Raw genomic sequence first — 21,087 nt, 5'->3', positions numbered from 1 at the left:
CGCCGCTGGTTCTGGGCCGCTCATCGCTCCACGCACACCCGAACCCACGCCGTTGCGCGGCGGTCCGTTCTGGCCGATCACCCAGCATTTGCCGGCGCAGCGTTGAGCTCGCCATTGCTTTTCAGTGCCGGCGCGCCGCCGGCTCGCTATCCTGTGGTGGGATGGATGTCCTGCTGCAGAACGACCACCTGACGGTCATGCTCGATCAGGAGATGTCGATCGTCCGCAGCACCCGCTCCGAGCTCCCCTATCCATCTCCCGACGATTTCATCCGGGTCCACTCCGAGGCGCTCAAGGTTTACGAGTCGCTGGATCGCTGGTGCCTCGGCCACCTGCTCGACCTCCGCCGGGCGCCCATGAACAACGATCCGTCGTTCGAGGCCGCGACGATGCGCACGCGCAGCATGCTCGTCAGCGAGTTCGCGTGCGTCGCCATCGTCGTGCGGACGGCGGTCGGCGCCCTCCAGGTGAACCGGCTCCTGCGTGAGGAGAACAACGACCATGTCGTCGTGCTTCAGGACGATGACACCGCCGTGGGATATCTCCTCGAGGAGCTCGGAAAGCAGGTGCGCCGGTCCAGCGCGCCGCCGCACAGCCGCCCCCGGAGCTCCCATCCCCATCCCTGGATGCGCCCCGCCAGGCAGCGCTGAGCCCGATCATCGATCCGGCGCTTTGAAGGCGGCGCCGGCGTCAGGAGCGAGGGCGGCTGTCGCGGCGCTTCTCGTGAGCGCGCTGGGCGTCTAGACTCCCAGGGTGCGCGCCGATCGCAGCCCGTGCCCGCGATGCGGCCTCCTGACCAACGCGGAGGGGCGCTGTTACCCCGGGTGCCAGGGGTCGCTCGCCACCGTGCGCTGCGGCGGCTGCTACCAGCTGAACCTCCCCGACGCGGAGCGCTGCGACGGGTGCGGGCACGAGCTCGGCCTGGAGCCCATCCCCGAGCCCGACGCGCTCCTCTGCGCAGAGTGCGGCGTGCCCTTCTCGGCGTTCCGCGCCGCGGCCGGCCTCCTGCGCGACTGCGGCCGGTGCGGCGGCCAGCTCGTCGACCACGCGCTCTTGCTGGACCTCCTGGAGCGCCGGGAGAGCTATGGGACGAGCGCGCCGAGGCCGCCGCGGCGGCCGGAGCACGTCGACGTCCGCGTGCGCTACGTCCGGTGCCCGGCGTGCGGCCAGCGGATGAACCGCAAGAACTTCGCCGGCAAGAGCGGCATCATCGTCGACATCTGCAGGGAACATGGCACCTGGTTCGACCGGGGCGAGCTCCCGCAGCTGCTCGCCTTCGCCGCGTCGGGCGGCACCGCGAGGGCGCGCCAGCAGCAGATCGAGGAAGAGGCGCGGTCGCGCCGGGAGGCCGAGATCGCCAGGGAGGCGGCGCGTCGGGCGAGCGCCGTCGTGGCGGCCTCGTCCTGGGAATCCCGCTGGAACAACCGGCGGGCCGCCGTGCAGGAGCTGCTCGATCTCTTATGGCAGATCACCCGCTGAGCGTCCGCGCGCGCCGGCCGCGCCGGTGAAGAGACGTTAAGAGGCGTGCAGGACGGACGGGGGCGTCGTATGACGTGCCGCCACGACATGACGTCCCTCGACCAGCGCCTGTCGGCGCTCGACCTATCCGTCCTGCCGACCTGGGTTTACGATCACGGCCGGCACCGGTTCCCCTGGGTGAACGCGAAGGCCCTCCAGTTCTGGCACGCGACGGATCGCGCCGAGCTGCTCTCCCGCGACCTCTCGGACCTGTCGCCGGCCGTCCGCGCGCGGCTCGACGGCTACCTCCGCGTCCTCGCGGAAGGGGAGACGGTGCTGGAGGACTGGACGCTCTACCCGCGCGGGACGCCCGCGACCGTGACGCTCCACGGGCAGCCGATCGACCTCGATGACGGGCGGCTCGCGATCCTGTTCCAGGCGCTCCCCCAGGCCGCCAGCGTCGGCGCCTCGATGGTGCGCGGCGTGGAGGCGGTCCGCCACTCGTCGGTGCTGGTCAGCCTCGTCGACCGGGAGGGAAAGGTGCTCTTCCACAACCCCGCGGCCCTGCGCGCCCTCGGCGACGCGCCGGCGATCGACGCGGCGTTCCCGGACGAGGGCGTGGCCGCGGCGGTCCGCGGCGCGATCGACGCGGAGGCGGCGTGGGCAGGGGAAGTGCGGGTCGTCACGACCGACGGCGAGCGGTGGCACCAGGTGGAGGCGCGCCCCACGACCGATCCCGTGACCGGCGCGCGCGCGGTGCTCGTGCAGCAGCTCGACGTCACGGCGCAGCGGCGCGCCGAGGGGCAGGTCGAGGAGCAGGGCCGGCTCATCGACCAGCTGAACCGCTCGCTCGCCCTCGTGGAGGAGCAACGGCGGCAGATCCTGAACCTCTCCGCGCCGATCCTCGACGTCGGCCGGGGCACGCTCGCGGTGCCGCTCATCGGGCGGCTCGACGCGGAGCGCGGCAGCGAGCTCGGAGAGCGGCTCCTCCCCGCGATCGTGGCGCAGCGGGCGTCCCACGTGGTCCTCGACGTCACCGGCGCGGAGGCGCTCGATCCGGACGGCGCCGCGGCCCTGGAGCGGCTGGCGCACGCGATCCAGCTGCTCGGCTCCAGGCCGATCCTCACCGGCGTCCGCCCGGAGGTCGCGCGCGCGCTCGTCGACGTCGACCTCGGCGACGAGCTGCTCGTCCTGCGCAGCCTCGGCCGCGGCCTGGAGGTCAGCCGGCGGCGCGCGCGTGGAGGCGCGCGGCGCCGGGCGTAGGCGCCGGCGCGCGGCGCCACCCGGAGCGGCGTCCCCGCGGCGCCTGCGCCCGCCGCGGCGCTTTTCGAGCTGCCAGGCCGGACGGCCTCTGCCATAAGAGGCCGCCATGACGCTTGAAATTCGTGGAAAGTGGGCGCTGGTCACCGGCGCGAGCCGGGGCATCGGCAAGCGGATCGCGCGCGGCCTCGCGGACCTCGGCTGCAACGTCGTCCTGCACAGCCGCGACGCGGCGCACACGCGCGAGCTCGAAGGGGAGCTCGCCGGCAAGGGGATCCGGGTGAGCGCGGTCTCGGGCGAGCTGTCGGATCAGGCGGCGGTCGACCGCATGCTGGACGACGCCATCGCGGCGTCGGGCGGGATCGACCTCCTGTTCAACAACGCCGCCATCATGACGCCGTTCCGCGCCTCGCACCTGCAGACGCCGGCGGACGATTACCGGCTCAGCTTCGAGGTGAACGTCATCAGCCCGATACGGATCACGTACCGGCTGCTGCCGACGATGCTGGAGCGGCGGTTCGGGCGAATCGTGCAGGTGACCTCCGGGATCCAGGATCAGCCCGAGCTGATGGCCTACGCGGCGTCGAAGGCCGCGCTCGACAAGTTCGTGCGCGACATGGCGCCTTCGCTCCGTGGTACGGGCGTGCTGATGAACCTCCTCGACCCGGGGTGGCTGCGGACCGATCTCGGCGGGCCGAAGGCGCCGAACGACGTCGAGTCGGTGTTGCCTGGGGCGCTCGTCCCGGCGCTGGTCGACGGCGAGGTCCACGGGGTGCTCTTCCGCGCGCAGGATTACGCGCGTCCCGCCGCGCGCTGACACGCGCGGGGCGTGCTTCTGACGTCCGCGCGCCCCGCGTGAATCGCGTGAATCGCGCCGGCTCGACGAGTTGTGCCGCGCCGCCGGTGCGCGTCTTGCTAGCGTCGTGGGAGATGAACGAGACCTCGGGACCTGGGGCGGACACGACACCTCGCGCGAGCTGCGGCGCGGGGGAGGATCCCACGGCGCGCGCGACGGCGGCCGTCGCGCGTGCGGCGCGATGGGGGCGCTGGGGGGCGCTCTTGCCGGTGCTGGCCTGCGCGTGCTCGCTGGAGGGGTTGTCCGCCGCGTGGGATGCCTCGCCGGCGCCCGCGGGAGGGGGGAGCAGCTCGTTCAGGATCAGGATCGAGGCCGAGGACTGCGAGCTCTCCGGCCGCTTCGAGCGCGTGGACGACCCGCTCGCGAGCGGCGGGACGTACGTGGCGGTCCCCGAGGAGGCGAATTGCAACAGCGACCGGGTCGACTGCTCGTTCGAGATCGGCGAGGCCGGCACGTACCAGATCAGGGCCAGGGTCGCCACGGGGCCCGACGAGAGCACGGACAACTCGTTCCTGGTCCGCGTGGACCATGAGCCGGAGCTCGGAACCAGGTACGACTTCAACGGGACCGAGTTCCACGAGGATTACGTTCACGACGCGAAGGACGCGACAGGGCTGCTGCTCAAGTTCGCGCTCGATCCAGGGGTGCACATCGTCTCGTTCGGGTGCCGCGAGGACGCGGCGAGGCTCGACTGGGTCGAGCTCGTTCGAATCGGCCCCTGATCCCCGGGAGGCGCCGCGGAGCCGGGCGCGGGACCACGCCGCGGCGCTCGATATCGCGGGCATCGTACAGCGCCAGGGCTGATGACGCGGTGTTGCACGTGTCCACCGTGTCAACCGGTGGTTGACAGCCTCGGTCGCGGCGCCTGCCCGGGAGCTCCGGGGGAGAGGAGCGGCGCTGCAGAGATCCCTGCGAGAAATGCGGTGGAACCGTGCGATCCAGACAGGGCTGGTTCGTCCTGAACCGATGGCATGTGCGTTGCTGTGAAGCTCCAGCGAACGGCTTGTGTGCTGTCCGGCGTCTCCGCCCGCGTCGCGCGAGCTGCTTGGCCTTGGCTCATCACGGAAAGGTGACTTGCTCATGAAGTGCGAATCTGGAGTCGCTTGGGCTGCGCTGATCGCGCTCGGCATCCTCGGCGTTTCGGTGGTCGGGTGCGGCTCGGAGACGTCAGAGCCGGAAGACGACGCGGGGCAGCCGACGAGCAGCGGGAGCGCAGGCTCCACGGCGAGCGTCGGCGCCGCCGGGACCGGTGGGAGCGGCGCGGGCAGCGGCGCGGGCAACTCCAGCGGCGGGACCGGCGGCTCCGGCAGCGGTGAGGGCGGCTCCGGCAGCGGTGAGGGCGGCTCGGACGAAGGCACCGGCGGCTCCAGCAGCGGTGAGGGCGGCTCCGGCAGCGGTGAGGGCGGCTCGGACGAAGGCACCGGCGGCTCCAGCAGCGGCGCCGGCGGCGGCGACCCTGGCGCGGTCGACTTCAGGCTCTACGGCTACGCCACGACCGGCGACGGCACCACCGGCGGCAAGGGCGGACAGGTCGTCTCGGTGAGCTCGCTCGACGCCCTCAGGAGGGAGGCCGCGCGGGACGGCGCCATGATCATCCAGATCACCGGCAAGATCAGCGGTAGCGGCGACGACGTGGACGTCACTTCCGACAAGACGATCGTGGGGGTCGGGTCGAGCGGAGAGCTGGAGGGGATCGGGCTCAATCTGAGGAGGGCCTCCAACATCATCGTCCGCAACCTGAAGATCCACCACGTGCTGGCCAGCAGCGGCAACGGCGACGGCATCCACATGGACGAGAGCCACAACGTCTGGATCGACCACTGCGAGCTCTGGGCCGAGTCTCCCGCCGTGAACTCCGACAAGGACAAGTACGATGGCCTCATCGACGCGACCCATGAGTCCTCGAACATCACGATCTCGTGGAGCTACCTGCACGACCACTGGAAGGGCATGCTGGTCGGATCGTCGGACAACGACGACAGCGACCGCCGCATCACCTTCCATCACAACCGCTTCCGCAACGTGAACTCCCGCGTCCCGAGCTACCGCGGCGGCAACGGGCACGTCTTCAACAACTACTTCGAGGACGTCCCCACGTCGGGGGTGAACTCGCGGGTCGGCGCCTGCCTGAGGGTGGAGGGCAATCACTTCTACAAGGTGAAGAACCCCATCACCACCCTGGACAGCCCGGCCGGCGGTACGCACCGCATCGACAACGTGTTCGAGCAGACCACCGGGACGCAGGCGTCGGGTCAAGACTGCTCCTGGACCGCGCCGTACGAGTACCCGCTCGACCGCGCGGCCGCCGTCAAGGCGCTCGTCCTGGAGCACGCGGGCGTCGGCAAGACGGACCCGCTGGCGAACCTGCCCTGAGCGCCGCTGCCGGCGCGCTCCTCGTCCCGGCGGCGCCAGGCTGGAGCGCGCCCGAGCGCATCCGCCGGCTGAGCCATTCCCGGCCCGTCGGGGTACATCGTGAGCATGAACCCCGAGCCGCCCCTCCGGGCGTGGGTGCGACCGCCGCTCACCCAGGGGAGCGCGGCGCGCCAGTGGCAGCGCATCGAGGAGCGGCTCGAGGCCCGGGGCGCTCGCCATGGCCGCCGGTGGCTCTGGGCCGGCTCCCTCGCAGGAGCGCTCGCCCTGGGGGCGGCCGCGCTGTGGGTCGGGGCGCGCGGCGGCTCGTCGTGACCGCGGACGTCGACGTGCGGCCCGTGCGCTTCGGCGCGAGCGTCGGCGCGCTCGCGCCCTTCATGATGGTGGAGGCGCTCGCGGGCGACGCGGTCGTCACGAGCACGGGCGGCCCAGGCGTGCTCGCGGCGCTGGGCGCGGGGGTGGTGTTCTGACAGGACGCTCGACGCGGCCGCGGGCGTGGCGCGGGCGGCGCTGCCGGCGACACCGTCCTGCGCGTCGACGGCCTCGCCGCGGGCCCGTACCACACGTGCGTCATCCTGGGCGGGCGGCTCTCCTGCTGGGGGCCAACGACGAGGGGCAGCTCGGCGTCGGCGACACGGAGGACCGGACCACTCCGGCCGCGGTCGAGGGTGATGGCTGGGCCGAGAGCGCCATCGGCGAGCTGCACAGCTGCGCGAGGCGGCTCGACGGCAGCCTGTGGTGCTGGGGCGCGAACGGCGAGGGGCAGCTCGAGATCGGGTCCGCTGCCTCCGAGGTCACGCCGGCGTTGGTCCGATCTGCCAGCGGGGCGTGGGCGACGCCGATCCGCTGGCCGCCGCGCGTCGACTCGAGGTCGCGCATGCTCGGCGCATCGAGCGCGAAGACGCCCGTCATGGGCTCGGTGCGGCCGGTCTTGTCGAGCCGCGCGGGAGCCGAGTGTGGCGAGCGCCGACGATGTAGTCCGTTCAGCGCCGGAGTCGTCTCGAAGGTGTCTCGTGGCGTCCGGTGATTCCGTCGTCTCCTGATGTATAAGGGCCTATCGGGCCCCGCTGAATTGGGCGATGCGCCGCTCGGGGAGCTCAACTCTCTCGAACGGCCCGGAACCTGGGGGAAGATCTCGTCATGTTGACCTTCGCGGCGCTTTGTGCTCAGAGCCGGGCGATTTCACGGATGGCGTTCGATCGGAAGTACCCGCACGCCTGGCTGCTCCGGGAGCTCGGCCCCGATGACCAACCTCCTCCGTCGTTCAAGACCCTCGTCGCCGGGACCGCGCCTGGCATGAGCGGCCAGCCGATCTCGTCCCGCCACCGGATCTCGTCGGGGATGATCGCCACGTCGCACGGCTGCGAGCTCCTGCCGGTGGCGAAGCGCCCCGAGAGCCCCTGGCAGGATCGCATCCTCATCGGGCGAGCGCTGAACAGCGATGTCGTGCTCCGCGACGCGTCCGTCTCCAAGGTCCACGCCCACATCTCGGTGCTGGTCGCGGACACCCCGATGCTCCACGCGAGAAAGAGCACCAACGGGACCTTCCTGAACGACCGGCTCCTGGCGCCGTCCGGGGACGGCGTGCCTCTCCGCAGCGGCGACATGCTCCAGCTCGGCAACGTCCTCTGCGAGTTCATCGTGAACGCCGATCTCTACCGGCTCGTCGCTCGCTGAGGGCGGGGCTTCCCCGCTGCTGCGCTCGCCCGCCGGCTCACCCGAGCCCTGACTGATCGCCGGCGCCGCCGCCGGGATCAGCTCCGCTCCGGGTGGGGCGCGCGGAAGAGCACCTCCACCGGGCCCGCGTGCGTCTCCACGACGTAGCTCGCCTCCACCGGGGCGCCGCCGCGGAACGCCTTCGTGATCTCCTTGCGCCGCTTCATCAGCTCGACCAGGCCGAGCGCGAGCGCCTCGGAGGCCGTGAGCTCCTTCGGCGTCGGCTTGCGGCCGATGAGGTCCTCATCGACCATCGCGAGCGTGGGGTAGGCGTCCGGGTCGGCCAGCTCCCAGCGCTGCTCGGCGACCTCGGCGCGCAGCGCGGGGTGCAGGTCGCTCGCGCGATCGAAGCTCAGCGAGAAGAAGCTCGCCGGCAGCGACGCGGGCGGCGCGTCCGGGAGCTTGGCGGTCTCGGCCAGGTAGAGCGCGAACCCGCGCGCGCTCTCGAACAGGAGGACGCCGTGGCTCTGGCCGGCCTGCCCGACGACGCACAGCGCGAGATCGCGCGCGCCGAGCGACGGGATCGACAGCGCCATGATGTCGGCGTCGCTGGGCACCGCCTTCCAGGGCGTCACGCGGTAGAGCGCGGCCGCCGCGCGGAAGAACGAGGCCATCGCCGGCGCCTCGATGCCGCCCCCGAGGAAGCTCGGCGTCAGGCGGCCGTCCCGCGTGCCGAGGTGCGCCTCCAGGTCCTCGGCGACGACGTCGATCTCCGGCGTGGGCGCGACGCGGACCTCGACCTCCGGGCCGAGCCGCGCCCGCAGGGCCTCCGCGAGCGCCGGCGAGGCCACGCGCACGCGCTCGGGCAGCCGCGGCTTGCCCTCCAGGGGACCTCTGGCGGCGGCCTCGAAGCTGTCGACCGCGCCCGTCACGACGTCGCCGGGGCGCAGGGCGGCGCAGCTCAGGACGAAGCCGCGCTCGGTCATCCAGACGACCGCCTCGGGGCGGTACGCGTCGTCGCCCTCGTGCACGAACGCGCGCAGGGAGAAGAAGCCGCCGATCCACTCCTCGTCCCTGCGAGGCAGCGAGCGCGCGCTCTTCTTGGACTGCTTCTTCTTGGGGGCTGGCACGGTCTTCTTGGGGGCTGGCACGGAGGACATCAGGGCACCTGTTCGCGAGGGCGCTCCAGCCGGCACGCTCGACGACCTGGGAGCGAGGGGCGAGACCGGAACCGAGAGGAACAGAGAGGAACCGCGAGGAACGAGAGGAACCGCGAGGAACGAGAGGAACCGCGAGGAACCGAGAGCGGAACGCTAGCGCAAAGGCCGCGTGCGTCGAAGCGCGAACACGGCGCAGAGGGCGCAATGGGCGTAAAGGGCGCGCAAGGGGCGCGCACGCAAGGGGCGCGCAAGGGGCGCGGCGTGGCGGCTGGCGCGGGGGTCTTTCGTCTGGCGCTCGTCGCGGTGCCCTGTTATCGGTCGTCGTGGTCCAGCGCGGGGACCTGAAGCAGGTGTCGCTCGCCGACCTTCCAGGGGACTCGATGCCTGAAGCGAACAGCAGAGGCTCCCGGCGCTCCGCAAAGGGTGTGGGGCGCGCGGGGCGAAGGGGGCTCGGTTGGCCGGCGGTCGGGCTCCTCGTGACGCTGGCCACCTGGGCGCAGGCGGGCGTGGCACGGGCCGAGCAGAGCGCCGCAGAGGTGTCCGAGGAGGTGAAGGCGCTCCCGGTGACGCGCGACGGCGTGGCCGCGAAAGGGGCCAGCGCGGCCCGCCCTGTCGAGCCGGGGAAGCGCAAGGTCATCGCGGCTGCGCCCGCGAGGTACGCCGTCGCGCGCGACGTCGAGGTGACGCGGCCGGAAGAGGCCGTCGAGGTCCCCGTGAGGGCGCTCGCGCCCAGCGCGGCAGCGCAGGATGCCGCGCCTTCCACCGGCGACATCGAGCCGCGCCGGCCGACGCCTTACGGCGCAAGGCCGGATCCGATCCATCGGAGCCTGATGTGGGTGACGGGCGGGCTCACGCTGGCGGGCATCGCGCTCGGAAGCACCTTCGGTGGCCTGGCGATCTCCACGTGGGACAAGGTCGACGACGCGGCGAAGACGGCGTGCGCGAATCCGAGGCGTTACCGGGACTGCGCGCAGCCGGTGCCCGATCTGGCCAGCAAGGCGATGTCGTATGCGACCGTGTCCGATTTCTCGTTCATCGCCGCGAGCGTGGCGCTCGCCGGCACGGCCGTCCTCTGGCTGACGCTGCCCTCGGACGGGCCGCGCGCGACCGCCCGCCTCCAGCTCGCTCCGGGCGTCGTCGGTGGCTCCGTCGTCGGGGCGTTCTGATGACGATGAGGCTCGAAAGGCGCGCTCGGCTGTGGCTGGCGACCTCTCTCGTCGCGGCGAGCAGCGCGGGCTGCGCGGAGCTCGTGGGCATTCAGCTCATCGACGAGCAAGGCGTCGGGGGCGGCTCGTTCAGCGAGCCCGGCTATACGTGCCAGTGGGTGATGTCTTTCGGTGGCGCCGAGACCACGCTCGGCGGGATCGCGGCCGACGAGGACGGCACCCTGTGGCTGGCGGGCGGCTTCAAGGGGGACCTCACCGTTGCCGGCGGCGCCCCGCTCACGGCGGGCGGCGCCGGCAAGGACGTCTTCGTGGCGCACCTCGCGCGGGACGGGAACCACGTGTGGAGCGAGCGCTTCGGGAACGCGGAGAACGACACCGCGACCCACGTCCACCAGGCGACCGCGATCGCGCTGGACGGCGGCAGCGTCTACGTGGCGGGCGACTTCACGGGCAGCCTGTCGTTCGGCGCGGACTGCGGGCTGCCCGAGGGCGCCGGCGACGCGTTCGTGGCGCGGCTCGACAAGAGCGATCCCGGCGGGGTAGCGGCGTGCGTGACGCACGGGTCCAGCGGTCTTGACGAGGCGAAGGCGGTTGCGGCGGAGGGCGACCGCGTCTTCGTCCTGACGTCGCTCCAGGGCGGGCTCGACATCGGGTTCTCCAGCTACGATGCACAGACCCTCCTGAATCCGTGCAGCGGCGTCTTTGCGGGCCGTGAGGGGGCGCGTTTTTTGCCTCGCGATCTCCGTGTGGCCTCCGGCGACGCCTTCGTGATCGCCGATTTCGAGGGCCGGGTGAACGTGGGCTTCCCCGGCTTCGAGAGCGCGCTGCCGCCCGGCGGCGCGGCCTCGGACGGGGTCGACGCGCTCCTGGCGTCGTTTCCGGCGTCGTGGATCTGCGATGGATGGAGCGCCGAGGGGGCGGACGTCTGGTATCGACACTACTCCGCTCTCCGCGGCGATCAGCGCGCCAGCGCCGTGGCGATGCACGAGGCGGGCGTCGTCTTGACGGGCTCGTTCGAGGGGCAGATCGATCTCGCGGGAGAGATCGTCTCCACCGGAGAGGACGGCTTCGCCGCGCACCTCGACCGGAGCGGCGCCGCCACGTGGGCCAAGCAGCTCGGGGGCAGCGGGGCCCAATCGGCGCAGGTCGTCGGCGTCGACGAGCTCGGAAAGATCGTCGTGGCCGGGCATTTCGATCAGCAGATGAAGATCGATGACGTCGAGATCGGCGGGGAGGCCGGCGAGGGGGACGCCTTCCTCGCGCGGCTCCGGGCCACGGACGGCGAGGTCGAGTGGCTGGGCGCGCTCGGCGGCCCTACGCTCCAGCGGATCCTGGCGCTCGCCGTCTCCGGAACGGACGTGTTCCTCGCAGGCACGTCCGGCGCCGACTTCGCGCTCCTGAACTGCCCTGTCGAGGCCGAGGACGGTCAGCTGTTCGTCGCCAAGCTGTCGGTCTCCTCGCGCTGACGGCCGTCCGCCGGGCGCGGGCGGCTGCGCTCGATGCTGCCGCCGCCGCGCGAGAGCAGCGCCCGCGCGCAGGGCGCGATGACCTGAGCGAGCGCGCGCTCCCGGATCGCGCGCCGGTGCTGCGGGGAGAGCACGCCGAAGCCGAGCAGCGGGCCGCCGTGGCTGGCCTCGCTCGAGGCGCGGAGCTCCGCGGAGGCCGCGGCGAGCTCGTCGACGATGGCGCCCGCGAGGGAAGGATCGCGGTCGAGGGCCCAGGCCGCGAACCGGAAGGCGAGCTCGGCGTGCCGCGTCTCGTCCTCGGCGATCTTCTCGAGCGCGCGCCGTACCGCTGGATCGGTCGCGTGGAGGGCGGCCTCTGCCGCCTCGATCGCGGCGATGGTCTCGCCGATGCACCCCTCGCGGAGGGTCGTCACGAGGATCTCGCGGGCGCCTTCGCCGCCGAGGGCGCCGTCGATGGCGAGCGGCCCTGGGCCGACGCCGCGGCCGGCGAACGCGCTGGCCAGCTCGAAGCACGTGCGCGCGTGGTCGGCCTCGTCGCCCATGGCCGCCTGCGCGGCGCCGACGAGCTCCGGCGGCGCGCCGAGCGACAGGAGCTGCAGCGCGAAGCGCGCGAACGCGGCGATCGACGCGTGCTCGAGGAGGGCGGCGCGGGTCCAGTGCTCGGCGAGGGCAGCCCGTTGCTCGACGGACAGCTCTTCCAGGCGAGGCGGCGCGTCCGGAGCGGCGGTCCGCCAGTCGTCGCGCGCGGCGGGCTGCGCGGTGCGCACGACGCCTTCCACGAGGAACGGCCGGCCGATCGCGCAGATCTGCGCCGTGCAGGTGTGCCGCAGGGCCTCGAGCGAGCATTGCTCGTCCCCTGAGCAGTCCTGGTCGCTGGCGCACTCGTCGGCGGGCGTCTGGCACGCGAAGGCGGTCCCGCCGCATCCGGGGTGCAGGACGTAGCTGGAGCAGAGCAGACTTCCACAGTCCTGGTCGCTGGTGCACTGCGAGGGCACGCATCGTCCGACCGGATCGCCGCACAGGCAGATCTGCCCCTCGCCGCAGTCGGCGTCGGTCGTGCACCCGTACTGGCAGAAGCACCCTGGAGCCACCTCGCCTCCGGTCATGACGTCGCAGTAGCCGTGTGGCTGCTCGGTGCAGTCGGCGTCGGAGGTGCAGTTCCCCGTCGCGCCGCTCGGGTCCGCGCAGGCCTTGGCACGCGGGAGCGGGCTGGGACAGGTGACGACCTCCGCGCGGTGGATCCAGCCGTCGGCGCAGCGCACGTACCCGGTGTTCTGGTCCGCGACGACGATGGGCTCCGGATCGTCGCAAGCGAACGGAAACCCTTCCGGTGGCAGGCCTCCGGTGCTGCCGGAGGTGCCTTCACCTGTGCTGCCGGAGGCGCCTTCACCTGTGCTGCCGGAGGCGCCTTCACCTGTGCTGCCGGAGGCGCCTTCACCTGTGCTGCTGGAGGCGCCTTCACCTGTGCCGCCGCCCGAGGCTTCACCGGACGTGACGTTTCCACCGCAGCTCAGCGCAGGCGCGATCGCCAGCACCGAGAGCAGCCTCGCACCCCAAGAGTCCATCGAGACGAGCAATCGCATGTATGTCCCTCGTTCCAGGATCTTACCCGGATTCGGCGCCGCGGTCGCGGGCGCCACGAGCGTCGTTGCCGCGTCCGGCGCGCCGTGCGAGCGTCGCGTGATGCGGGCGTTGATCGCGGGCGGGGGGATCGGCGGGCTGGCGGCGGCCCTGAGCCTGCACGCGGCCGGCATCGATGCGTGCGTCGTGGAGGCCGCGCGGGAGATCAGGCCGCTCGGCGTCGGCATCAACCTCCTCCCTCACGCCGTGCGAGAGCTGATGGAGCTTGGCCTCGCCGACGCGCTGGTGGCGACAGGGATCCCGACCGCCGAGCTCGTGCACCACGATCGGTTCGGGGGTCGGATCTGGGGCCATCCGCGGGGTATCTCCGCTGGGTATCGCTGGCCACAGGTGTCGATCCACCGTGGTGAGCTCCAGTTGATGTTGCTCGCGGCGGTGCAGCGGCGCCTGGGGGCCTCCAGCGTGCGCGTCGGGCTGGCGGTGGAGAAGTTCGAGCAGACGACGTCCGACGTGCAGGTCACGGTGCGGGATCGGCGGACCGGTGAGCGCGACGTGGTCCCTGCGGACGTGCTTGTCGGGGCCGACGGCATCCACTCCGTGGTTCGCGCGCAGCTCCACCCGGCGGAGGGGCCGCCCAGGTGGAACGGCATTCACATGTGGCGCGGCGTGACCGAGGGCGAGCCGTTCCTGGGGGGGCGCAGCATGATCATGGCCGGCAGCAACCTGGCCGCCAAGTTCGTCGCTTATCCCATCTCCCGCCGCGCGGAGCTCCGCGGCCGGGCCGCGATCAACTGGGTGGCGGAGGTGCGGCTGCACGAGGGGGCGGCGGTCGCGCCGGGGAGCTGGAACCGGCAAGGACGCCTGGAGGACGTGCTGCCCCACTTCGCGGCGTGGCGCTTCTCCTGGCTCGACATTCCGGCGCTCATCGCCGCGGCGCCCGTCATCTTCGAGTATCCCATGATCGATCGCGATCCGCTGCCGTGGTGGGGCGCTGGCCGGGTCACCCTGCTCGGCGACGCTGCACATCCCATGTACCCTGTCGGTTCCAACGGGGCCTCCCAGGCGATCCTCGATGCTCGCGTGCTGGCCTGGCACCTCGCCCGGACGAGCGCCCCCGAAGAGGCGCTCGCCGCCTATGAAGCTGCGCGCCGTCCGCCGACGAGCTCCCTCGTCCTCGCGAACCGAGCGATGGGCGCCGACCGGGTCCTCTCGATGGTGGAGCAGCGAGCGCCGGCGGGCTTCGCCCGGATCGAGGACGTGCTGAGCAGCGATGAGCTCGAGGCGATGGGTCGCAGCTACACGGAGATGATTGGGACCGACGTTGAGGAGCTCAACGCCCGGCCGTCGTGGGGCGTCGGCGGGGGACGGGAGGCGCCGGGAGAGCGGAACGGCTCCAGCTGATCGGGCGAGCCGGTGGCCGAAGGCCGCCACGCTCCGCTCGCTACGATTCCACAACCGAAAGGTGCACGTCTGTTGCTGTAGGAAAAGCATCTGAAATCAGGCAGGGACGTCCTTGGCTCACCTCCTGCAAGAGACGCAAGCAGAGCGTCCGTGACGGTTTCCCCCCACCGTCGAATGGACGCTCTGTTTTTTTGTGCTCCTGCCATAGGCGCTGGTGCGAGGGCACGAGGCGTGTCTGGCTCGGCTTATGGGGCCTGGCGACCGTCCATGGCGGATGCGCTCGCGCCTGCTGGCCGTTTCCGGCGCTTTCTCAAGGCAGACGATGGAATCTATCCGTCCTCTCGGTGACCGGCCCGACGACGTCCGGGCTTCGCTGCCATGATCGGTCACGGCGCCTCCGTCCGCGATATCCGCCTCCTTCAACCCGGGTCGAGCAGAACTCCCGAGTTGAGCAGCTTTTCGTCGCCAGGGATTCGACGAACCAGTACGGACGGATCTCGGCGCATCCACGGCGTGTCACCGCTGATCGAGCGCCGTGAAGGCGCCGCTCTATGGCGTGCGTAGGGCGACCGTCGTCAGCGTCGATCGCCGCAGATCGCCGACAACAGCGACACAACCACGGTGCGGGCGTGACCCAAGACCAGGCGGAGGGCACCTACAGGGCCCGCACGCGAAGCCAACGTGGGAGAAGCGTCCGCAATAACCGCTCTTCCACACCTACGTCCCAGTCGAAGTCATGGCAAAACGGCTTGATTCGCGTTTCGAGATGGAATACTAGGTTTTATGTATGCTGCCTCGTAAAAATCTATTTTCTTTCACATCGAAAGACCCTTCGGCGTTCGGGATCCATCTCGCCGCTGCGGCGAGGGAGCACTCCGTCTATTTCGACGAGGGACTCGGCGTGCCGGTCGTACTCCGCGGGGCCGATGTGGTCGCGGTGCTGCGCGACAGCGAGACCTTCAGCACGCGGACCTACGACACCGGGATCATGAAAGGGGCGCTCGTGACGCTTGGCGGTGAGGCGCACACGCGCATGCGGCGGCTCTTCAACGCGGTCCTCTCCCCACGCGTGATCTCCCGCTACGAGGAGGCGACCGTGACCCCGGTGGCGCGCAGGGTCGTGGAACGGCTCGTGCGGAAAGAGCGGGCGGAGCTTTTCGATGATTTTGCGATCTCGATGCCCATGGGCGTGACGAGCGCCCTCTTCGGGCTCCCGGAGGAGCGGATCGCCGAGAATGACGCGCTGATTCGCAAGATGATCCGCAGCGTCGTGATGCCGCAGGATCCCGTCGTCGTGGCCGAAGGGCGGAGCGCCCACGCCGCGATGGAAGCGCAGCTCCGGGAGATCGCCGAGCGCGAGGTGGCGCACCCGAGCGATACGCTGCTCGGCGAGATCGCGCGGGCGATCGTCGCGGAGGGGCTGGGCGGTGTGGAGGCGTGCGAGGGGGTCGTGCTCACGTTGATCCTCGGCAGCTACGAGACGACCAGCTGGATGCTGGCCAACCTGCTCGTGGCGCTGCTCGCCCACCCGGACGCGATGAACCAGCTGCGTCAGCAACCTTCGCTCCTGCCGCAAGCCATCGAGGAGTCGACCCGCTGGTGCAGCAGCGCGGCGGGCATCGTGCGGTTCGTCGAGCGTGAGGCGACGATCGGCGGCGAGACGCTGGCTGCGGGGACGATCCTCTACCTGTCGCTGATCGCTCGCCATTACGACGAGGAGATCTACCCGCGACCGGAGACCTTCGACATCCATCGACGACCGGTGGGGATGCTGAACTTCGGCGGCGGTCTGCACTACTGTGTCGGGGCGCCGCTTGCGCGGATGGAGGCGAGGGTCGGCGTGTCGCTCCTGCTCGAGCGCTTTCCGGCGCTACGGGCCGATCCGACCGTGCAACCGACGTTCTCAACGGCGCCGCGCGGTGCGGCCGCGTTCGGACCTGACCAGATTCCGGCGCTGCTCGTGTAATTTTCGCGTCGCGACCCCACCCAGGTTGGCGGTGGCGCCGACCCGCCCCCCCCCCGGCCGACCCGACCCAGGTTGGCAGTGGCGGTGGTCCACCCAGGTTGACGCCGACCCGGGACCCGACCCGAGCTCCCACCCGCCGCCGACCCGCCCCAGGTTGGATCCCGCGCAGATTGGGTCCCGCGCCGCGCGCGCGAGCCGACCCAGGTTGCGGGGCGGGACCCACGTTGTGGACTCTACCGACGTTGTGGACTCTACCCAGGTATACCCACGTAGGGCGATCCGAGTGGCATGGCGGCCGCCACCCCTGGCGTAGGAGCCGCCACCTGCGGGGCGCGGCAATATCTTGAAATGATTGACTGCGATCTTTGGCACAGCGTTTGTTGATGTGGACGGGCCATGAGCCACCCCCGCGAGATCGCGCCCGGCGCTACCTATATGATCACCCGTCGCGTCTTGCGCCGGCACCTGCTCTTTCGCCCCGACGCAGCCATCACCCAGCTCCTGGTCTACGCCCTCGCGGTCTCGGCCCCGCGCTTCGGAATCGAGGTTCACGCGTTCTGCGCGATGTCAACGCATCTGCACCTGGTCGTGACGGACGTGAATGGAGTCCTGCCGCGCTTCTTGCAGTTCTTCCATCGTATTGTGGCGCTCGGGACCAAGGTGCTTCGCGCGTGGGAAGGACCGGTATGGGACCACGAAGCCACGAGCGTCGTGCGACTCCTGACGCGCGCTGCCGTGGTGGAAAAAATAGCCTACGTACTCGCAAACCCTGTAGCCGCTGGCCTCGTCCGGCATGCGCGTGAGTGGCCGGGGGCGAAAGTCGATGTGGGAGAGCTCGGCTGCGGCGTGCTGCGAGCGGCGCGTCCCGTGGCGTATCTTGACCCGGAAAACCCACAGTGGCCCGAGGAAGTGACGTTACTTCTCGCGTTGCCGCCGGCGGTAGAGCAGGACAGCGTTGATGACTTTCGCCACGAGGTTGCAGTCGAACTCAACGTACAGGAGGCGCAGGCCCATTCTGCGCTTCAGCAGCAGGGGCGTCGTTTTCTTGGTGCTGAGCGAGTCACGAAGATCTCCCCGTACGAGCGCGTAACGAGCTTTGAGGCGCTGGGTGAGCGCAATCCGACCTTTGCAGTGGGCCGCGAGCAGGGGGACGTACGACGAATCGCTGGCGCCGCTGTGCGGGCGTTTCGCGCGTCGTACCGCGCGGCGCTCGAACGGTGGCGCGCCGGGGTACGCAGTGTGGTATTTCCGGCGGGGACGTGGTGGATGTGCACGTTCCACGGCGCCAGCGCGAGGGACTTCGGGCTCACGGTGTAGGTATCGGGTGGCGAGCTCCACAGCGGTCCGGAATAGGAAGGGGCGGCTCCGACGCGTCGTTGCCGTCTCATGGGAACATCCGTTGGAGGAGCTGGCGCGGGCGGGCGAAGTGTTCATGGGGCGCTGCGCGTACGCCCACGAACGGGGGATGCGGTGTCGATCGCGGATGGATCGGCCCCGGGGACGCCGATTGCGTTTGATCAGCGGACGCCGAGTGTTCACCGGTTGTTGGGACGATCTGGAGCGGCTCGCCGTGCAGAACGCGCGCTTGGCATCCGTTGAGCCTGGTCGTTGCGGACAATCCCGTTGCGGTCAACCTGGGTCGCGCATCCGATTTGTTCCGCCTGTGAGCCCCGAGAAGGCCGCCGCGAAGCGGCGCCGGAAATCCGTATCCACGATCAGCTTGTCGCGCAGCGTTCGGGACATCTCAACATGGTAGAACGGTGCGCCCATCTGACGGGACCAGCGTGCTTGCACGTTCGTGGCACCCCCCAACCTATCTATCTCCGTGGGGTAGGCGAGGACCTTTCCCTCGTTGATGACCGCCCGTAGAGGGGCGAGCAGTCGGTCCAGCGCGGCGCCGTGCCCCACCGCGCTGGCGATGATGGCGGCATTCGGAGCCGAACGGTCTTGAAAGCCGTGCAGCTGCACGGTGGGCGTGCCGGGGAAGCTCTGGAGCAGCGCCCGGTGCACGGACAGGAAGAACGAGCGCTCGGCGTGGGCTACGTCTGCGAAGGCGAGCGACGCAATCAGCCGCTCTCGGGAAGCACGGTTATCCCCACGAGCGCCGCCGCCGGTGCCCTGGGCGCCGTCCTGCGCGGTGTTGCCGTTGACGGCTTCATCACCGCCGTTCTCGCCACCAGCGCCTTCCGTGCTCTCGTCACCATCCGCGGTGTGACCCGGGTTGCGTCCGCCTCCGACAGCGGCACCCAGGTTGGGGGGCCCGCCTTCTGCGCCGTCTTCGTCCGCGCTGGCGTCGCGTGGGTTGGGACCCCCGCCGTACCGGTGCGACGTATTGACGATCAGCGCGCGCGCCCGTTGCGCCTCGAAGATGGCCAGCGCGACGGGCAGCGTTCCCCGATCGAAGAACGTGTGCGGCGCCTCGACGATCAGCGGCACGGCCGCTCCTACGCGCAGAACGACCGCGGCTGCCCCGCGGCGGCGCGTGCCGTCCTCGGACAACACCCACAGGTCGCGCCCGTGGACCGCCCGCAGCGCGAACCCCGGTGGTGCGGCCGGCGGCGGCTGCCTGTTCTGCGCGGCGAGCCCAGCCGCCGCGATCCATGCGGCGTACGTCACCTCCTCCGCGTCGTCCGGCGGCTCCGCGATGAGGTGGCGCCCGCCCTTGCGCAGCGGGGTGATCTCCTCGTCCAGCACCTCCTGCTCGCCGCTGTTGACCAGGGCCGCCGTCACGGGCTCCTCCGTAGCTGCTCCCGGGTTCGGCGCCGTGCCCGGCGCGCTCCCGATGCTCCGACACACACACTGCGAGCAGCCGGCGATCGCGAACAGCACCACATAGCCTGCGCTCTTCATGGTCGTCCTCGTCGTCGGAGCCTCGATGCCCTCCGTACTTTTCTCATGCTACGGCCTCGGAAGCCAGGATGACGCTCTGCGAAAACGCGCCCTGCACCGTCTCCTCTTCCTCTTCCTCTGCTTCCGGAGCGGGGGCGGTTTGCGCTAGTAGCACTGCATGCCTCGTTCCTTCGAGCCCGTGAAGGCGCCGCCGCTCCCCGAGCAGGTCGGTCGCACGTTTCCGCGCATGGTCGAGCTGATGCAGCGGCTCCTCGCACCCGACGGATGTCCTTGGGATCGCGAGCAGAGCTTCGCGACGCTCAGGCGCTACGTGCTCGAGGAGGCGTGCGAGGTCATCGATGCCATCGACGGCGGCGACCGTAAGGAGCTGTGCGCCGAGCTCGGCGACCTCTTGCTCCAGGTCGTCTTCCAGGCCGAGCTCGCCCGGGCCGAGGGGGCGTTCGGGCCGGACGATGTGATCGCTGCGATCTGCGAGAAGCTCGTGCGGCGCCACCCCCACGTGTTCGCGGACGAGAGCGCCGAGAACGCCGACGAGGTGCTTCAGAACTGGGAGCGCATCAAGGCGGACGAGCGGGCGAGGCAGGGGAAGGACCGCGGCGTGCTCGGCGGCGTTCCCCGCAGCCTGCCGGCGCTGACCCGGGCGCAGCGGGTAGGCGAGAAGGTCGCGCGCGTGGGTTTCGATTGGCCGGACGCGCGGGGCTCGCGCGCGAAGGTGGACGAGGAGCTCGGGGAGCTCGATCGGGCCCTCGATGGCGGCGATTCCGCCGCCATCGAGGAGGAACTCGGGGACGTGCTCTTCGCGCTCGGGAACCTGGCGCGCCACGCCGGCGTCGACGCGGAGGGGGCCCTGCGTCGGACGATCGACAAGTTCACCCGGCGCTTCGATCACGTCGAACGGCGGGTCATTGAGCGGCACGGGGGCTGGCCCGTCAAGGCGTCCCACGACACGCTCACGCTGGAGGAGCTCGACGGCTACTGGGACGAGGCCAAGCGCGCGGAGCGGCAGACCTGACCGCGGCGCGCGGACGGTCTTGGCGAGATGCGCGCCGGGGAGACGCCGGCAGCATCCGGCGTCGCCTATGCGGCCTCTCCAAGCGGCCAATCCAGGGCGAGCGGCGCGCTCCGACGGCATAACAAGCGGCCAACCCCGGGCGAGAGGCGCGCTCCGACGGCATAACAAGCGGCCAACCCCGGGCGAGCGGCGCTCCGACGGCGTCGAGATCGACGCGACGCTGCCTCCGCTGACTGGCCCTCTTAGCGGTCAAGTAGGCGCCATCGCATCAAAATGCGGCCTGATCGTGACGAAATTCACGTGATCCATTCGCATTTGCCGCGTCAATCTGTCGTTTTGTGCCGCTGTCCTCCGAAAGGGTCGTCGGCTCTTCCATCGCGATAGGCGCGTACTCAAGGTTCTTGCGCCTTTCACGAGGCGGCCCACGGCTTGCTAGACGCCCGGGCAGCCATGGCAAACCGCTCCTCCGCCAGGTTGCTCCACGTCGCCGTCGTCGCGGACAATCCCGAGACGATCGACGCGCTTCATGCCTACTTCAGCCAGGCCGGGGTTGCGTCGAACGGCAAGAGGACATTGAACGACGCGCACAGGATGGCGCCCGCGGCGACCGCCCTGGTTCTGTTCCCCGACGACTTCGATCCCGGCGACATCGTGACGTTCATCACGTCGCTGCGGAGCGCGCGACCGAAGCTCCTCATTCTCCTCGTGACGGGCACACCACAGTCCTTTCGCTCCGCGCTGGGGCCAGACGGCCGCTCCTTGCCGCCCATGGTGCTGCCGAAGCCGGCGTTTGGCTGGACCATCCTCGACGCTCTTCGCGCGCACGCTCATTCGGAGTCCACATGACTGCTTCAATCATTCGACGGAATTCACCTCCTGCCGGCG

The 21,087-nt window shown here is 70.8% G+C and carries 20 protein-coding genes; 17 read left to right on the top strand and 3 right to left on the bottom strand.

The genetic code is table 11. The features are described from left to right. The first annotated feature begins 161 nt into the window (after positions 1-161). The 10 genes from WMF34_RS24800 (at position 162) to WMF34_RS24755 (ending at position 7,621) form a co-directional block, all read left to right on the top strand. Positions 162-650, top strand: a complete 489-nt coding sequence (locus tag WMF34_RS24800; RefSeq protein WP_012237453.1) for a hypothetical protein — start codon at positions 162-164, stop codon at positions 648-650. A 103-nt stretch (positions 651-753) separates the two neighbouring features. Further along, complete coding sequence (locus WMF34_RS24795; protein ID WP_012237452.1) at positions 754-1,479, top strand: zf-TFIIB domain-containing protein; 726 nt, start codon at positions 754-756, stop codon at positions 1,477-1,479. Between the two features lie 87 nt (positions 1,480-1,566). Continuing rightward, the gene (locus tag WMF34_RS24790) at positions 1,567-2,721 is read left to right on the top strand and encodes a PAS domain-containing protein (RefSeq protein WP_231864232.1); all 1,155 of its coding nucleotides are present in this window, start codon (positions 1,567-1,569) and stop codon (positions 2,719-2,721) included. A 106-nt stretch (positions 2,722-2,827) separates the two neighbouring features. After that, positions 2,828-3,535: an SDR family NAD(P)-dependent oxidoreductase gene (locus tag WMF34_RS24785; protein ID WP_437292714.1), complete on the top strand. Its 708-nt coding sequence runs from the start codon at positions 2,828-2,830 to the stop codon at positions 3,533-3,535. Between the two features lie 113 nt (positions 3,536-3,648). Then, positions 3,649-4,296, top strand: coding sequence for a hypothetical protein (locus tag WMF34_RS24780; protein ID WP_437989317.1), 648 nt, complete (start codon positions 3,649-3,651; stop codon positions 4,294-4,296). A 358-nt stretch (positions 4,297-4,654) separates the two neighbouring features. Further along, the gene (locus WMF34_RS24775; RefSeq protein WP_437989316.1) at positions 4,655-5,947 is read left to right on the top strand and encodes a pectate lyase family protein; all 1,293 of its coding nucleotides are present in this window, start codon (positions 4,655-4,657) and stop codon (positions 5,945-5,947) included. A 99-nt stretch (positions 5,948-6,046) separates the two neighbouring features. Beyond that, positions 6,047-6,259, top strand: coding sequence for a hypothetical protein (locus tag WMF34_RS24770; protein WP_437989315.1), 213 nt, complete (start codon positions 6,047-6,049; stop codon positions 6,257-6,259). After that, positions 6,256-6,414, top strand: a complete 159-nt coding sequence (locus WMF34_RS24765) for a hypothetical protein (RefSeq protein WP_157906889.1) — start codon at positions 6,256-6,258, stop codon at positions 6,412-6,414. The genes WMF34_RS24770 and WMF34_RS24765 overlap by 4 nt, the downstream gene beginning before the upstream one ends. Positions 6,415-6,509: 95 nt before the next feature. Next, positions 6,510-6,971 carry a hypothetical protein gene (locus WMF34_RS24760; protein WP_437989314.1) on the top strand — a complete coding sequence of 154 codons (462 nt, stop codon included), beginning with the start codon at positions 6,510-6,512 and terminating at the stop codon, positions 6,969-6,971. 161 nt (positions 6,972-7,132) lie between these two features. Further along, complete coding sequence (locus tag WMF34_RS24755) at positions 7,133-7,621, top strand: FHA domain-containing protein (protein WP_157906888.1); 489 nt, start codon at positions 7,133-7,135, stop codon at positions 7,619-7,621. 77 nt (positions 7,622-7,698) lie between these two features. Here the strand turns inward: WMF34_RS24755 and WMF34_RS24750 are convergent, their stop codons facing one another. Then, entirely contained in the window at positions 7,699-8,760 is a 1,062-nt protein-coding gene (locus tag WMF34_RS24750; protein WP_437989313.1) for a hypothetical protein, read from the bottom strand. A gap of 476 nt (positions 8,761-9,236) precedes the next feature. Between WMF34_RS24750 and WMF34_RS24745 the strand changes: the two genes are divergently transcribed. Together WMF34_RS24745 and WMF34_RS24740 are read left to right on the top strand one after the other, a co-directional pair. Beyond that, on the top strand, positions 9,237-9,926 hold the full coding sequence (locus WMF34_RS24745; RefSeq protein WP_157906887.1) for a hypothetical protein: 690 nt from the start codon (positions 9,237-9,239) through the stop codon (positions 9,924-9,926). 5 nt (positions 9,927-9,931) lie between these two features. Beyond that, positions 9,932-11,392 carry a hypothetical protein gene (locus WMF34_RS24740; protein WP_437989312.1) on the top strand — a complete coding sequence of 487 codons (1,461 nt, stop codon included), beginning with the start codon at positions 9,932-9,934 and terminating at the stop codon, positions 11,390-11,392. Here the strand turns inward: WMF34_RS24740 and WMF34_RS24735 are convergent. Then, positions 11,353-12,975 carry a ferritin-like domain-containing protein gene (locus tag WMF34_RS24735; RefSeq protein WP_437989311.1) on the bottom strand — a complete coding sequence of 541 codons (1,623 nt, stop codon included), beginning with the start codon at positions 12,973-12,975 and terminating at the stop codon, positions 11,353-11,355. The two genes, WMF34_RS24740 and WMF34_RS24735, sit on opposite strands and share 40 nt — an antisense overlap. A 100-nt stretch (positions 12,976-13,075) precedes the next feature. Here WMF34_RS24735 and WMF34_RS24730 point away from each other — a divergent pair, with 100 nt between their 5' ends. The 3 genes from WMF34_RS24730 to WMF34_RS24720 all read left to right on the top strand — a co-directional run bounded on the left by WMF34_RS24730 (position 13,076) and on the right by WMF34_RS24720 (position 17,657). After that, positions 13,076-14,374, top strand: coding sequence for a flavin-dependent oxidoreductase (locus tag WMF34_RS24730; RefSeq protein ID WP_437989310.1), 1,299 nt, complete (start codon positions 13,076-13,078; stop codon positions 14,372-14,374). A gap of 787 nt (positions 14,375-15,161) precedes the next feature. Further along, a complete protein-coding gene (locus WMF34_RS24725; protein WP_012237438.1) occupies positions 15,162-16,340 on the top strand; it encodes a cytochrome P450 in 1,179 nt (392 codons plus the stop codon). Between the two features lie 396 nt (positions 16,341-16,736). Further along, complete coding sequence (locus WMF34_RS24720; protein ID WP_044965691.1) at positions 16,737-17,657, top strand: transposase; 921 nt, start codon at positions 16,737-16,739, stop codon at positions 17,655-17,657. 312 nt (positions 17,658-17,969) lie between these two features. Here the strand turns inward: WMF34_RS24720 and WMF34_RS24715 are convergent, their stop codons facing one another. Beyond that, complete coding sequence (locus WMF34_RS24715) at positions 17,970-19,190, bottom strand: hypothetical protein (RefSeq protein WP_437989309.1); 1,221 nt, start codon at positions 19,188-19,190, stop codon at positions 17,970-17,972. Positions 19,191-19,347: 157 nt separating this feature from the next. On the opposite strand from WMF34_RS24715, the gene mazG reads away from it, so the two are divergent. Together mazG and WMF34_RS24705 are read left to right on the top strand one after the other, a co-directional pair. Further along, positions 19,348-20,202, top strand: a complete 855-nt coding sequence (mazG, locus tag WMF34_RS24710; protein ID WP_012237435.1) for a nucleoside triphosphate pyrophosphohydrolase — start codon at positions 19,348-19,350, stop codon at positions 20,200-20,202. 450 nt (positions 20,203-20,652) lie between these two features. Next, entirely contained in the window at positions 20,653-21,048 is a 396-nt protein-coding gene (locus WMF34_RS24705) for a hypothetical protein (protein ID WP_044965689.1), read from the top strand. Positions 21,049-21,087: the final 39 nt, after the last annotated feature.

The organism is Sorangium sp. So ce145 (assembly GCF_051525985.1).
GTDB lineage: Bacteria > Myxococcota_A > Polyangia > Polyangiales > Polyangiaceae > Sorangium > Sorangium cellulosum_B.
The sequence above is the reverse complement of the archived record's forward strand: the minus strand, read 5'-3'. Positions and strand labels throughout refer to the sequence as shown.